A 12987-nucleotide genomic window follows, 5' to 3' on the forward strand; every position below is an offset into this window, starting at 1 on the left:
TTGTTTTCAGTTCTGGATGCTAACAGTGTTAAACCTACTGTTTCAAGTTTTCGCGAAAAATGATTTTTAGTTTTATCCTTTCTGTTGATAGAATTATTTTTATATTCAAAGAAATAACCAAACAGGTGCTGTATGTGGTACATGATTTACTCAATAGATGTTGAAAACAGCTTGGCAATGCGAAAAGAAGCACGCCCAGCTCACCTAGCGCGATTAGAAGCGCTTAAAGCAGAAGAACGCCTTTTATCTGCCGGCCCATTGCCAGCGATTGACAGCGAAGATCCAGGTGAAGCTGGTTTTACTGGTTCGCTTGTGATTGCTAAATTCGATTCGTTAGAAGATGCGCGTAGTTGGGCTGCTGATGACCCATATATTGAAGCAGGCATCTACAAAGAATCTATCGTTAAACCATTTAAATTGGTTTTACCTTAATTGGTTCAGAATAAGTTCAGTGTGGCGCTGCTACATTGAGCTTATTCAACGTTGTGGCGAGTATAGAATGAAATATTTAATCGGCCTTTTTAGTTTTTTTGCGTTATTTAACGCCCATGGTGCTGCTAATAATATTCCTGCACAAAAACAGCCTCAGCATAAAAGAATGCATAACCCTGCCCTAAAAAATGTGAATACATTAGGACTTAATAAGCGCAGTGCCGCAAGAAAAGTATCCCAAGAGTATCCGGGCAAGGTATTAAACGTAAAAGAAAGCTCGCAGTTTTATAAAGTGAGAATGTTACAGCCTCAAGGCAAGGTCGTTGATTTTAAAGTATTGAAATCGAACGGCGCTATAAAAAAGGAAAGCAAAGACTAATGCGTATTTTAATCATTGAAGATGATCTTCAACTTGCTGATAACCTAAAACATGCCCTTGAAAAAGCGCGTTACAGTGTTGATATGTGTAACGATGGCGAAGCCGGCCTTTTTCACTTAACTGAATACCCACTTGATTTAGCCGTTGTTGACCTTGGCTTACCAAAAATGGATGGTATTGAAGTAATTAGTCAGGCGCGTAAGGCAGGCATTGATATTCCAATTCTTATTCTAACAGCGCGCGACCGCTGGCAAGATAAAGTCGAAGGCCTAGATGCAGGTGCTGACGATTACCTTACCAAACCGTTTCATAACGAAGAATTAATCGCCCGTTGTAATGCATTAATTAGACGCAGCGCCGGAAAAGCCGACCCAACCATTACCGCAGGTCCTATTCGTATTCATACCCGTTCACAACAAGTATGGGTAAACGAAAAAGAGCTAATGCTTACAGCATACGAATACAAAGTACTTGAGTACTTAATGGTTAACCCTGAAAAAGTAATTTCAAAATCAGAATTAACCGAGCATATTTACGATCAAGATTTCGACCTTGATTCAAACGTGATTGAAGTATTTGTGCTTCGCTTACGTAAAAAGCTTGATCCTGATGGCTCTATCGCGCCCATTGAAACATTACGCGGCCGTGGCTATCGCTTAAGCGGTAAATTGTGATCCATCGTATATCGCTCAAAATTAGGCAAGGATTTATCCTTGTCTTTTTGCTTCTAGTGCTAATGCCTGCCATGTTCTTTTCGATTGGTAAGGCACTTTACGCAAGTTTAGTTGATAACACCGAACGCACCCTTGAAGCGCACCTCTACTCGTTAATGGCAAAAGTTGAAATTGAACAAGGGCAGCTTGCGCCAATTAATTTAATTGCCCCTGAACTCACCCGCGCGGTTTCCGACACCTTCGCGTACATTTATTTAAATAAAGAAATCGCTTGGCAATCTGAATCGACTTTAGGTTATCAGTACATTCCAAAACATGCTGCCAGTGCCCCGGGGGTAATGGACTTTTCAAAAATAGAAGAGCTCGAAAAGGATTTTAGGCAACTTAGCTTTTTGTTTTTTATGGATGCCGATGGCATTGAATACCAAGTCACTGTGCTTGTTTTAAAAGACGAAGAATCAATACGCTCGCAGATGCAAGATTTCCGCGAAACCTTGCGCTATTGGTTAGCAATTATCGCCTTGGTAATGGGCTTACTGATTATGCTGGGCTTTTTATGGAGCAGTCATCCACTTAAACGCCTTGATAAAGAAATTGTTGCAATTGAAAGTGGCGAAGCCGACCAAATTACAGGTGAGTACCCAGAAGAACTGGAAAAAATACAGCAAGATCTCAACTTATTATTAGCAACCCAACAACGGCAAAAAGATAAATATCGCGCGTCTTTAAGTGATCTTGCTCATGCACTCAAAACACCGCTTGCGGTTTTAAAGTCAAGCGACCTTGCAAGCCATGGCGATGGGCAAGAACAACTCGACCGCATTAGCAACATGATTGAGCATCAGCTGAAAAAAGCCGCTTCAGGCGGTACTGACACTTGGAAAAAGCAAACCAGGGTAAAACCGGTACTCGATTCTATTTTAAACGCCATGGGCAAAGTGTATCGTGATAAAAATATTCAGTTTATTCAGTCAATTGATGCAGAAAGTGTGTTTATGGGCGATAAAACTGATTTAATGGAATTGCTTGGCAATATTCTCGACAATGCCTGCAAAGCGTGTGATGCTTTAATTGAAATAAAAGTTAAGCAATCAGGCCAAAAACTGATTATTGATATTGCTGATGATGGACCTGGCATACCTGCCGATAAAATAGAAGAGCTAACAATTCGTGGCAAACGCTTAGATACGTATGAACATGGACACGGTGTTGGTATGGCCATTGTTGGTGATTTAATCGATGCCTATAACGGCACAATGACAATTGGCACCAGTAATCTTGGTGGCGCCCTTTTCACTTTGGTATTTGATTATGAATAAACAGCGTATACTCGTTTTACTGACATTGATTGCATCACCGCTATTTGCACAAGAGTCAACCGCAACACCTTGCAGCAAAGGCGATATTGTTTTGCAATTACAATGCCTTGATCAAGCAATAATTGATCACAAACGCACACGTCAAACTTGGATAACCAAGCTCGAAAAGCAAGTAGAATTAAAACAAAACCATACCGGCAATACCCAGCTATTTTTAAGCTTTCAACGCAGTAAACACAGCTTTGATAGTTATATTTCTGATAGTTGCCAATGGCGCTATCTAAACGAATTACCTGACACAAAACACGCTGCTTTAAAATACAAACGCTGTGAATTGAAAATAATCGACCAACAAGTCGAAATTTTAAAAGGTCAGTTTTAAAAAAAGCAGCTTTTACGCTGCTTTTTTATTACTTAAACCGGATTATCGACATCGATAAACTCAACATCTAAGCCAAATTGCTCAGCTAAATACTCGCCAACAGCTTTTACACCATAGCGCTCAGTCGCATGATGCCCCGCGGCAAAAAAGTCGATATTTTGCTCGCGCGCACTGTGTATTGTTTGCTCTGACGCTTCACCGGTAAGGTATGCATCAATGCCTTGGCTTGCGGCTAAATCAATATAACCTTGACCGCCGCCTGTGCACCACGCAATGGTTTCAATTTTTTTGCCGCGCACACTTTCAACTAACGGTTTGCGATTGAGTGCACTTTCTATTTTTTCAGCAAACTCTTCTGCCGTGAGTGGTGTTTTTAAGCGACCTTTTACTGCAATGCTTGGCTCGCTGAATGGTTCAAGTCCTGCTTCATAGTCAATATCTAATAGCTCTGCGAGTTTGGCATTGTTACCAAGGGTTGGATGCACATCAATTGGCAAATGATAGCCAATTAAGCTGATATCATTTTTAATTAACGCACCGATACGGCGTTTTTTCATACCAGTAATTGGATAGGCTTCGCCTTTCCAAAAATAACCATGGTGCACTAAAATGGCATCGGCATTTTTTTCAATCGCCGCATCTATCAACGCTTGGCTTGCCGTTACACCCGTTATAAGTTTAGTAACCGTTTCCCTTCCTTCGACTTGTAAGCCATTTGGGCAAAAGTCTTTAACCTTATGAGGGGTTAATAAAGCATCTAATTCTTGGAGCAATGTAGAAAGCTGCATATTGCTGACCTATTAGTTGTTTTCGATCATTGAATTGTCCTTAACCTACCGTCAAAAATAAAGAAAATTCTCAAAAAATTGAAAAATGACGTGAAACTAGGTATAAATGTATTTTTAACAGTAATCTTCGTATCAAATAAACGGGATATACGATGAGTAAACTCGATAAAACTGAAGTGCTAGCAGCGTTTGAAAAAGCGTATGAAGCAGCAAATGGTAAAAAACCTGAGATCACAGCGAAAAGTGGTTGGTACAGTGTAGATGGCGGTAAAAATCTTCGCCTAGCTGACCTAGCAACGCTAACTGAAGAACTTTCATCTGGCGCAGCACCTGCAGCAAAAGAAGAAGCTCCAGCTAAGCCTGCTGCTAAAAAAGCACCAGCTAAGAAAGCAGCTACTAAAAAAGCAGCGCCAGTAACTGCAACTAAACAAAAAGAATACACAGTTACTAAGCCAAACCCTGAAGGCTTTACTGCTGAAGAGTTCTGGATTAAAGAGCTTGCTGAGCGTGACCACGACACACGTCTTCCGCGCGGTGTTGTTTAATAACAAATTCGTTATTAATTAAAAAAGGCAGCTTTCGCTGCCTTTTTTATTACCTGAAATTAGGGTCTGCTGACCTTTCAAGTTCGTTTTTGCAGCAGTTTGATTAGGTTTTATACAAGGAAGAGGCTGCGTGGCATAGTTATTCTATGTGAGTCAGCCGATAACACAGTAGAAAACCCAATCAAGCGCTGCCGAACGGTTTTTTTGAGCGCACTTTTCTCATTGTTGCTCGATATTCGCTTAGATTGCTAGGCTACACATCGAGCGCCGCGATAAAAGCACGCTCAAAAAGAACAAAAATAGAAGAGCAAAGATCAACAGACCCTATACAATATTCTTTTTTAAAATGACGAACGATTATGCGCGCTGCTGTAATCCACTTTTGGCCCAACGGGTACCACTTGCGTTGGGTTAAGCATGGTATGGCTAAAATAGTAATGGCGTTTAATATGATAAAAATCGACCGTTTCATCCACGCCCGTCACTTGATAAAGCTCGCGAATATAATTTGCTATGTTCGGATACGACTCAAGCTGACGTTGATTACATTTAAAGTGTGAAAAATAAACCGCATCAAATCGAATTAAGGTAGTGAACAAACGCCAGTCTGCCTCGGTAATTTGTGTACCCACCAAGTAGCGCTGTTTAGCCAAAATAGCTTCAACTTTATCAAGGGCATTAAAAAGCGCAATATACGCCCCTTCATATGCGTCTTGTGTGGTCGCAAAACCCGCTTTGTATACCCCGTTATTAATATTGTGATAAACAAATTCGTTAATTTCATCAATTTCAGCACGTAAATGTTCAGGGTAATAGTCATGCTCGTTGCCTGTTAAATGATTAAAGGCGGTATTAAACATGCGAATAATCTCTGATGACTCATTGCTGACGATACAGTTTTGTTTTTTATCCCATAGCACTGGCACAGTAACACGGCCGCTGTAGTTTGCGTTATTACGCGTATATATTTGATGCATATAATCAAAATCAAATAATGCATCGCCCGTGCTGTGCTGTGTTTTATCAAATGTCCAACCATGCTCTAACATGTCTGGGCTTACAACTGATACAGAAATATGCTGTTCTAGCCCTTTTAATGCGCGAAAAATTAGGGTGCGGTGCGCCCACGGGCACGCCAGCGACACATATAAATGGTATCGACCTGATTCTGCGACAAACCCACTTGTACCTGAAGGACCCGCTTCACCGTCTTTTGTTACCCAGTTACGCAATTGCGCAGCTTCACGTTCAAACTTACCTTTACTGTTTTTGGTGTCGTACCACTTATCGTGCCATTTACCTTCAACTAATAATCCCATGTTCTGCTCCTTAAACCTGTGGTAATTCAAAAATAATTAATGTCGCTGGGGTGTTAGATACGTTTTCAAATACTAATTCAGTTTCATCTAATACTTTTGCACCATCACCACTTTCAATTTGAATAGCATTCACTAGACTGCTGCCTGAAACTTGATGTACATAAACAGGTGCATTATTTGATTCAAATAGATACTGTTGTTTTGGCTCAAGGATCAGTTGATGTAGCTTTGCATCCTGTTTTATCGCAAGCGTGCCATTTTCGCCATTTGGCGTCACAATCGTCGTTAAACCAACGTCTTTACCAAAATCTTTTTGTTGATAACCTGGTTTGTCGCCAAAACTATTCGGCTCAATCCAGATTTGTAAAAATCTCAGTTGTTCTTCATTTGATGCATTGTATTCACTGTGAAAAATCCCTTTGCCTGCCGACATTAACTGAAATTCACCCGCTGGAAGCGTTTTGATATTGCCCGCACTGTCTTTATGTTCAATGGTGCCAGACAATACATAGCTAATAATTTCCATATCGCGGTGGCCATGGGTATCAAACCCAGCGCCCGGTGCCACAACATCATCATTGATAACACGAAGGGCTGAAAAGCCCATGTGTTTTGGGTCGTAGTAATTTGCAAAAGAGAAAGTATGTTTGCTCTTAAGCCAGCCATAGTCAGCGCCGCCGCGCTCATTTGCTTTTCTAAGTGTGATCATCGTACTTTCCCCCTAATTAAGCGTGTTGTGTCAATTTATCTGAAATAAGCGCATCCAGTGAGGCTTTACCCGCACCCGAGAACACCAAAGAAATACTTGCCGCCAATAATGCTAAGCCAAACTCATAGCCATTGTTAGACATAAACAGTCCGTTTTCAAAGTGCACAGTAAAGATTGCAACAATCATAGTGCCTGCAAGTGCCAATGCCGCTGGGCGAGTTAATAAGCCAAGTAAAATAAATAAACCGCCAAAAAACTCTGCACTGCCTGCCATTAGCGCCATTAAATAGCCTGGTGCCAAGCCAATAGACTCCATCCATGCACCCGTGCCATCAAGGCCATAACCACCAAACCAAGCAAATAATTTTTGCGCGCCATGTGCCATAAAAATAATGCCGATAGGTAATCTTAACGCCAGTGCTGCGTAACCTGCTTGGCTTGATGTAAGTGTTGTTAATAGTGTTTTCATAATTTATTCCTCAAAAATTTTAAACTTATCTAATTTGTTAAAGCATCTGCTTAACTGATGAAATTAAGTATAAGCATGCTAAACTCAATAAAAAATCGGAACATTTTGAACTCTTAGTTCAATTTTTTTGAATAAAAGAATTATGTATCAAGCCATCACTATTGACGCCTTAAAAGCACTCGATGCTATCGATAAAAAAGGCAGTTTTGCCGCCGCAGCCGAGTCACTTTATAAAGTGCCTTCGGCGCTAAGCTATACCATCAAAAAACTTGAAGAAGACATTGGTACGCCACTGTTTGACCGTTCAAAGCAGCGTGCTGTACTTACCCCCGCGGGAAAGCTGGTGTTAGAACATGGCAGGCAAATTTTGCATTCCACCAGCAAAATGCTCGATGCTGTAAGCCAATTAGAATCAGGCTGGGAAAAACGGCTGCGCATCGCCCGTGATACCGTGATCCCAGAAGACGTCATTTTTGAGCTATTAAAAGAGTTCACCAAACGGCCTGAGCAAGTTGATATTCAACTAAGCGTAGAGGCTTTAGGTGGCGGCTGGGATGCCTTACATAGTAAGCGTGCCGATATTGTTATCGGTGCAACAGGCGAGTTGCCAAAAGGCGTGTATCGCACCCACAAAATCGCAGAGCTAAGCTTTATCTTTGCTGTAGCAGCATCACACCCATTGGCAAAGGTTACTACGCCACTGGACGACGATGATTTAAAACACTACCCCGCGATTGTGGTATCAGACACTTCCACTTTGCTGCCAGAGCGAAGTACCGGGCTATTTAGTGCCAAACAAGTAATCAATGTTAATTCTATGCAGGCAAAACTCGCAGCCCAACTTGCCGGCATTGGAGTGGGATTTTTGCCAAGTCATATTGCTAAACCATATCTTGCAAATGGCGAGCTAGTACAAAAAGAGTGCACCATTCCAAGACCAAAACAAGACTTATATATTGCGTGGCATAAAGATAATCAAGGCAAAGCCTTTCAATGGTTTATTGAACGGCTATGCCAAGCTAACTGGCAGATTTAACTCCAGCGCCTTGGATCAAAGCCAAAGTAGTTCAGTAATAGATCAAAAATAACCGGATCATATGCTTTTAATTCGCTGGGTTTTTCAATAAAGGTTTCGGTGATCACCGCGAAAAACTCTGCTTCATTGGTGGCACCGTAACTGTGAATAACATGGGGCATACCATACGCCACATGCGCTTTTAACACATTGTAGGCGCGGGAAAATTCGCGTCCCCAACTTTCATATGTGAGTTTGTCTTTTAATAGCGGCGTGCCTGTTGTTGCACCAGTTTCTTGGTCGAGTTGATGGGCGAACTCATGAAATACTAAATTATGGCCATCGTTTGGTAAACGGTTACCGTTAAGTACATCATGCCATGAAAGCACTAAAGTACCTCCTGGCCACGACTCCCCTTGCCTAACCGTTTGGTGAAAACTTACAAGGCCTGCGCCATCACGGCTTTCTGAATTTGCATAATAGGCACTTGGGTAAAGCAAAATTTGCTTCACATTTTTATAAAGCGGCCACGGTTTATTTAGCACCAACACACAGGCATCGGCCGCCACAATCAACTTCATTGCGTGGTTTACCACTAGGCCATCGCGCCCTAAAAAGTCTTTGGTCGCTAAAAACCAGATGATGTGTTTTTCTAATCGTGCGCGCTCGCTATCTGTCATTCGGCGATAAATCGGCATGTACTTGAGTAATACATTGCGATCGCTCTCGCTTAATGTGCGATCTTTTAGTTTATGTTCCCAGTAAATATTGCGTAGCGCATCAAAATGCCAATAAGCTGCGATAAATACCAAGGTTAATATTATTAATATGAAGTCCATGCTTCCCCCTTCTCTATTTAATTGGGTGAAGCATGGTATTGTTCAAGGCAGGGAATATATTTTTTAGTTCTTTCTTAAAACAACAACGTCACGGAAAATTGATTCGCTCATGCGATGTGGCGCTTCAAACTCAAGCGCGCTAAGGCCTGCCGCTTCAAAAACCGCAATTAACTCTTTGCGTTTTGGAATGTATTTATTAAACGCAATAACGCAAATACCATCTTTGTGAAGTAACTCCGCCCATTGCGGCGCACATTCTTCTAACACAGCAATTGGGTTACGGGTTTTTTCAGTCGTAAAGTGCTGCACACCGTAAGGAATATCACTAATGATTAAATGCTGCTTTTCACGTTTTAATAAATCACAGGCGGTCGTCGCATTGCCATTAATAATACGGGTATTAACGCCCTCGGCGGTGAAATCAATAAACTTACCCTTGTTTTGTTTATTGGCTTTACCAATAAAACCCTCTTTTAGCTCATGCTTTTGGCGGTGAAGCTTAGTCCATTTTTTAGCAAAGGTTCTAAAGTCCAAAACGGCATTCGGGTCTTGCTCAATGCCTTTTGACTTAATGCCATAGCGCATTGCCCACATTAAAGTGGTACCGCGCCCGCACATAGGGTCGAGCAATTTAATCTTGCTGACGTCTTTTTCTTTACAGAAACTTAAACCCACATTTAGCAACAACTGGGTTAAAATTTCATTAGTTTTGCCTTTGTACTTGCTACCAAATACAAAGTCACTGTGTAAGTTAAGATCAGTATTTAGCGATAGCGGCGTTAACGTGCCCGAATCATGACTAAAAATACCTTGTACAAACGATAAACGAGCTAACGCCTCAAGTTTTTGCTCTGGCAATTGAGTTTGCAAAAATTGCATGCCGCCAATCTCGTTTAGTGTAAGGTCATACTCGCCAATACACTGTTTAAACTCTTTTTGTGCAATATCGATGGTTTCGTTAAAATAAGCACCGTTTGCAACAGGTGATATCAAAATCGCAATGTCTTTCAAAACATTATCCTAATAGACAAATAATACCGTTAATTATATCGCGACTCGGACAAAGAAATAAACGCATGCTACCAATCAACCAGATTAAAACCGATTTTTTAGCCCATATTGGCAACAACAATAGCTATCAACCGATTATTGTGAGCGCCAACACAGGTACGGGTAAATCTACTCAATTGCCAAAGTGGTGCACACAAACTGGCAAAGTATTGGTCATTGAGCCAAGGCGTATTGCATGTACTAGCCTTGCCGAGCGCGTCGCAAACGAAATGCAAACGCCCCTTGGCGAAAAGGTGGGTTATGCCATTCGCTTTGAAATACAAGCAAACGACAACAGCGAAATAGTGTTTGTTACCCCAGGTGTGGCACTGCGCTGGTTAAACGAAGGGTTATTAAACGATTTCAATACCATTATGCTCGATGAGTTTCATGAGCGCCGCTGGGATACCGATTTACTGCTGGCTTTACTGCTTGAACATAATAAAACCAGCAATCATCCCTATCAGCTGGTGATCACCTCTGCCACATTAAACGCTGAGCAACTCATTAACTATTGCCAAGGCATACATTTACATGCCGAAGGTAAAGTGTTCCCGGTAGATGAGCATTACCTTGCCCCGGCCATGCGTGATATGCCACACAAAGACAACCTCACTGAGCGCATGGCATTTGCCGCCGAAAAAGCGTATCAACTTGGCTGCCAAGATGTATTGGCATTTTTGCCCGGCAAAGGGGAAATTCAGCTTTGCGCCAGTTATTTGCGCGCACGATTGAACGACCAATTCGATATAATCACCTTGCATGGTGCAAGCCCCATCAGCGAGCAAAAACGCGCTTTGCAACCAGGGGAAAAACGCCGCCTTATTTTAGCGACTAACGTGGCAGAAACATCCTTAACCATTCCCGGTGTTGATGTGGTGATTGATTCGGGGCTTGAGCGCCGCACGCATATTCGTAACGGCCAAAGTGTGTTGGATTTAACCGCAATTGCTAATGACTCCAAACTACAACGCCGCGGCCGCGCTGGGCGTATTAAACAAGGTGTTTACTTAGCATTGTTTGGTCAACATGCACCGCTTGAAGCCCATACACCACCTGAAATCCAACGTGAAAACTTAACGGATATGATGTTGGCAGCCGCGGCAAATAATAATGCCCTTGGCAATTTGCGCTTTATCAACCCACTATCACAACAAGCCCATGATTTAGCCTTTTCAACGCTTAAAACCATTAACGCCATTAACGATGCGGGTATTGCAACTGACTATGGTAAATCCCTTGCGCCACTGCCCATTGACGTTTCGCTTTCCCATTTAGTGGCAAGCATGCCGAATAACCGCCTTAAACAGGCAATGGCCGACCTTGCAGGTGCCCTAAGCGTGCCAGCCAAACTGTACACCCTAGATAAAAACTCAGAGAAATTCCTGCAATTAGAAAATGACTTTCCGAACCTATGTGACTTTAGCTTGCTCATTGGCTTAGTGCGCGGCCAGTTTTTAGAGTATATCAGCACCGAAGAGAACGCCCTTGTTGAAGCAAAGCAATTTGCCAGCCAGCTGCGCAGCCATTTTGATTTACCCGATCTAAGTAAATACGCCAGTTACAACATCACTGAATTGCAACACGCCATTGCCGCTTTACTGCCAAGCTGCGTGTATATTAAAAAGCAAAATCGCCGTGGCAGTTACAACAATGGTCAGCAAGAAGTGGTGATTGCCAAAGACAGCTACATCGGTAACGAACCCGACGCCCTATTGGTACTTAAAACCTACAGCCTTGCTGGGCGTGCAGTAAAAGACCGCAAAACACTGGCTACCAAAGTAAGTCCCATCAGCAGCAGCGTTATTATTGATAATGACTTAGGTGAGGCAAAGCTTTGTTCCTCTGAGATTACTGAGCAAAATGAATTAATTGGCAACTACCACTACCAATACGCAGGCACATCTTTAAAATCGTTTAGCGCTTTAATAAAAAGCCATGAATTTATAGCAGCCACCGTTAACCTAATTGAAACTGGTGCACTTTGTGAATCGCTTTTTGAAAAATTAACACAGGAATACCAGCAACTTAGTCTTTACCAAAACGTACACAGCACCGACTGGCAATTATTAGCCCCACACGAACATATCACACGAGTATTAAGTGATTTAGAAATTAACTCGCTTGATGAGCTGGCACTTCTTGATAACAGTGATTTTGCCTATGGCTTAGTTGATGACTACATATGGCAGCAATTTTGTGAGCTGTACCCGCTAACAGTGGTGTTGCCACAACAACAACTTAGGGTGGAGTACTTTATTAGCGCAAAACGCGTAGTGCTTCATTACATGAGTGGCAAACGGGTTGAAGCACCTAAAAAGTGGGAGCTACCCAATTTTAATGGCGCAAAAATACAATATCGCCGCGCCAGTAAATTGGTGGATATTAAGTAGGTTAATCTAGGTTCTTTGCAAGTGCTGCCATTTCTTGCTGTAGTACATTAACAAACTGCGCAACATGAAAACCGTCCATTAACCCGTGGTGCACATCAATATTGAGTGGCATGGTGCCAAGTTGTTTATCGAATTTACCAAATACAAATTTGGGAATGCCATTTTGCTCACCAAACGGTGTCGCGTGGGAAAAACCGGTAAAATCAAGCCAAGGTAACACCGATACATGAATACAGTTAAGGCGCCCTTCTATTGAGTTAAATTGCTCTGAGAAAAATGGCTGACTTATTGCTGTTTCGAATGCAATTTTGCCTTTTTCACTAAATTCAGCAAAGCCTTCGGCATAAGGTAAGTACGAAATTTTAAAGAGGTTTTGCTCATCCAATTGCACCGCGTTGATTTCAATTTTATCGCACAACCACACTTGATTGTTATCAATACGATGACAAACGGGTTGATAGCTATTATTGGCTCGCAGCAAGGCGTAAAGGCAAGCTAAATAGAAAGACTGACCACTTTGCTTACATGCAGCAAACAATGCACCCGCATCTATACGCACACAGACCGAAAAATACGGGTTTGCTAAGTCTTTAAAAAATGAGAAGTGTTCGGAGCGTTGCCAAGTAGAGAGGTCGATTTGAGTTGCCATAATCTTAAAATAAAAATGCCCGCAA

General features: G+C 42.0%; 15 protein-coding genes. 8 read left to right on the top strand and 7 right to left on the bottom strand.

Annotated elements, in window-relative coordinates:
• The first annotated feature begins 132 nt into the window (after window positions 1-132).
• From AAEU29_RS04125 to AAEU29_RS04145, 5 genes are all read left to right on the top strand, one after another.
• Window positions 133-432 carry a YciI family protein gene (locus AAEU29_RS04125; RefSeq protein WP_274761513.1) on the top strand — a complete coding sequence of 100 codons (300 nt, stop codon included), beginning with the start codon at window positions 133-135 and terminating at the stop codon, window positions 430-432.
• 67 nt (window positions 433-499) lie between these two features.
• A complete protein-coding gene (locus AAEU29_RS04130; protein ID WP_421972191.1) occupies window positions 500-811 on the top strand; it encodes a PepSY domain-containing protein in 312 nt (103 codons plus the stop codon).
• Window positions 811-1485: a response regulator transcription factor gene (locus AAEU29_RS04135; protein ID WP_421972192.1), complete on the top strand. Its 675-nt coding sequence runs from the start codon at window positions 811-813 to the stop codon at window positions 1483-1485. The genes AAEU29_RS04130 and AAEU29_RS04135 overlap by 1 nt, the downstream gene beginning before the upstream one ends.
• Entirely contained in the window at window positions 1479-2804 is a 1326-nt protein-coding gene (locus AAEU29_RS04140) for an ATP-binding protein (RefSeq protein ID WP_421972297.1), read from the top strand. Before AAEU29_RS04135 ends, AAEU29_RS04140 begins: the two co-directional genes overlap by 7 nt.
• Entirely contained in the window at window positions 2797-3186 is a 390-nt protein-coding gene (locus AAEU29_RS04145) for a hypothetical protein (RefSeq protein WP_421972193.1), read from the top strand. Before AAEU29_RS04140 ends, AAEU29_RS04145 begins: the two co-directional genes overlap by 8 nt.
• 32 nt (window positions 3187-3218) lie before the next feature.
• On the opposite strand, the gene AAEU29_RS04150 is transcribed toward AAEU29_RS04145, so the two are convergent.
• Window positions 3219-3974: a Nif3-like dinuclear metal center hexameric protein gene (locus AAEU29_RS04150; protein WP_421972194.1), complete on the bottom strand. Its 756-nt coding sequence runs from the start codon at window positions 3972-3974 to the stop codon at window positions 3219-3221.
• Between the two features lie 152 nt (window positions 3975-4126).
• Here AAEU29_RS04150 and AAEU29_RS04155 point away from each other — a divergent pair, with 152 nt between their 5' ends.
• On the top strand, window positions 4127-4519 hold the full coding sequence (locus AAEU29_RS04155) for a hypothetical protein (RefSeq protein WP_421972195.1): 393 nt from the start codon (window positions 4127-4129) through the stop codon (window positions 4517-4519).
• Between the two features lie 341 nt (window positions 4520-4860).
• On the opposite strand, the gene AAEU29_RS04160 is transcribed toward AAEU29_RS04155, so the two are convergent.
• Genes AAEU29_RS04160 through AAEU29_RS04170 form a run of 3 tightly spaced genes read right to left on the bottom strand, consistent with a single transcriptional unit; the run spans window position 4861 to window position 7016 of the window.
• On the bottom strand, window positions 4861-5838 hold the full coding sequence (locus AAEU29_RS04160) for a glutathione S-transferase family protein (RefSeq protein WP_421972196.1): 978 nt from the start codon (window positions 5836-5838) through the stop codon (window positions 4861-4863).
• A gap of 10 nt (window positions 5839-5848) precedes the next feature.
• Window positions 5849-6547, bottom strand: coding sequence for a pirin family protein (locus AAEU29_RS04165; RefSeq protein ID WP_421972197.1), 699 nt, complete (start codon window positions 6545-6547; stop codon window positions 5849-5851).
• Window positions 6548-6563: 16 nt separating this feature from the next.
• Window positions 6564-7016, bottom strand: coding sequence for a DoxX family protein (locus tag AAEU29_RS04170; RefSeq protein ID WP_421972198.1), 453 nt, complete (start codon window positions 7014-7016; stop codon window positions 6564-6566).
• 142 nt (window positions 7017-7158) lie between these two features.
• Here AAEU29_RS04170 and AAEU29_RS04175 point away from each other — a divergent pair, with 142 nt between their 5' ends.
• Window positions 7159-8052, top strand: coding sequence for a LysR family transcriptional regulator (locus AAEU29_RS04175; protein WP_421972199.1), 894 nt, complete (start codon window positions 7159-7161; stop codon window positions 8050-8052).
• Here AAEU29_RS04175 and AAEU29_RS04180 read toward each other — a convergent pair.
• Window positions 8049-8870, bottom strand: coding sequence for a M90 family metallopeptidase (locus AAEU29_RS04180; RefSeq protein ID WP_421972200.1), 822 nt, complete (start codon window positions 8868-8870; stop codon window positions 8049-8051). The genes AAEU29_RS04175 and AAEU29_RS04180 overlap by 4 nt on opposite strands.
• 63 nt (window positions 8871-8933) lie before the next feature.
• Complete coding sequence (locus tag AAEU29_RS04185; protein ID WP_421972201.1) at window positions 8934-9881, bottom strand: TRM11 family SAM-dependent methyltransferase; 948 nt, start codon at window positions 9879-9881, stop codon at window positions 8934-8936.
• Between the two features lie 65 nt (window positions 9882-9946).
• Here AAEU29_RS04185 and AAEU29_RS04190 point away from each other — a divergent pair, with 65 nt between their 5' ends.
• Complete coding sequence (locus AAEU29_RS04190) at window positions 9947-12313, top strand: helicase-related protein (RefSeq protein ID WP_421972202.1); 2367 nt, start codon at window positions 9947-9949, stop codon at window positions 12311-12313.
• Between the two features lies 1 nt (window position 12314).
• On the opposite strand, the gene AAEU29_RS04195 is transcribed toward AAEU29_RS04190, so the two are convergent.
• Window positions 12315-12962 (bottom strand): CatA-like O-acetyltransferase, encoded by a 648-nt coding sequence (locus AAEU29_RS04195; protein ID WP_421972203.1) that lies wholly within the window; start codon window positions 12960-12962, stop codon window positions 12315-12317.
• Window positions 12963-12987 lie beyond the last annotated feature (25 nt).

Origin of the sequence: Pseudoalteromonas aquimarina (genome assembly GCF_049257255.1) — a bacterium.
Lineage (GTDB): Bacteria > Pseudomonadota > Gammaproteobacteria > Enterobacterales > Alteromonadaceae > Pseudoalteromonas.

Bases quoted from the DNA above. Each gene is read 5' to 3' on its own strand.
- AAEU29_RS04195 (WP_421972203.1), bottom strand. From the start codon at position 12,962: ATGGCAACTCAAATCGACCTCTCTACTTGGCAACGCTCCGAACACTTC.
- AAEU29_RS04130 (WP_421972191.1), top strand. From the start codon at position 500: ATGAAATATTTAATCGGCCTTTTTAGTTTTTTTGCGTTATTTAACGCC.
- AAEU29_RS04165 (WP_421972197.1), bottom strand. From the start codon at position 6,547: ATGATCACACTTAGAAAAGCAAATGAGCGCGGCGGCGCTGACTATGGC.
- AAEU29_RS04145 (WP_421972193.1), top strand. From the start codon at position 2,797: ATGAATAAACAGCGTATACTCGTTTTACTGACATTGATTGCATCACCG.
- AAEU29_RS04155 (WP_421972195.1), top strand. From the start codon at position 4,127: ATGAGTAAACTCGATAAAACTGAAGTGCTAGCAGCGTTTGAAAAAGCG.
- AAEU29_RS04180 (WP_421972200.1), bottom strand. From the start codon at position 8,870: ATGGACTTCATATTAATAATATTAACCTTGGTATTTATCGCAGCTTAT.
- AAEU29_RS04160 (WP_421972196.1), bottom strand. From the start codon at position 5,838: ATGGGATTATTAGTTGAAGGTAAATGGCACGATAAGTGGTACGACACC.
- AAEU29_RS04150 (WP_421972194.1), bottom strand. From the start codon at position 3,974: ATGCAGCTTTCTACATTGCTCCAAGAATTAGATGCTTTATTAACCCCT.
- AAEU29_RS04125 (WP_274761513.1), top strand. From the start codon at position 133: ATGTGGTACATGATTTACTCAATAGATGTTGAAAACAGCTTGGCAATG.
- AAEU29_RS04135 (WP_421972192.1), top strand. From the start codon at position 811: ATGCGTATTTTAATCATTGAAGATGATCTTCAACTTGCTGATAACCTA.
- AAEU29_RS04190 (WP_421972202.1), top strand. From the start codon at position 9,947: ATGCTACCAATCAACCAGATTAAAACCGATTTTTTAGCCCATATTGGC.
- AAEU29_RS04170 (WP_421972198.1), bottom strand. From the start codon at position 7,016: ATGAAAACACTATTAACAACACTTACATCAAGCCAAGCAGGTTACGCA.
- AAEU29_RS04175 (WP_421972199.1), top strand. From the start codon at position 7,159: ATGTATCAAGCCATCACTATTGACGCCTTAAAAGCACTCGATGCTATC.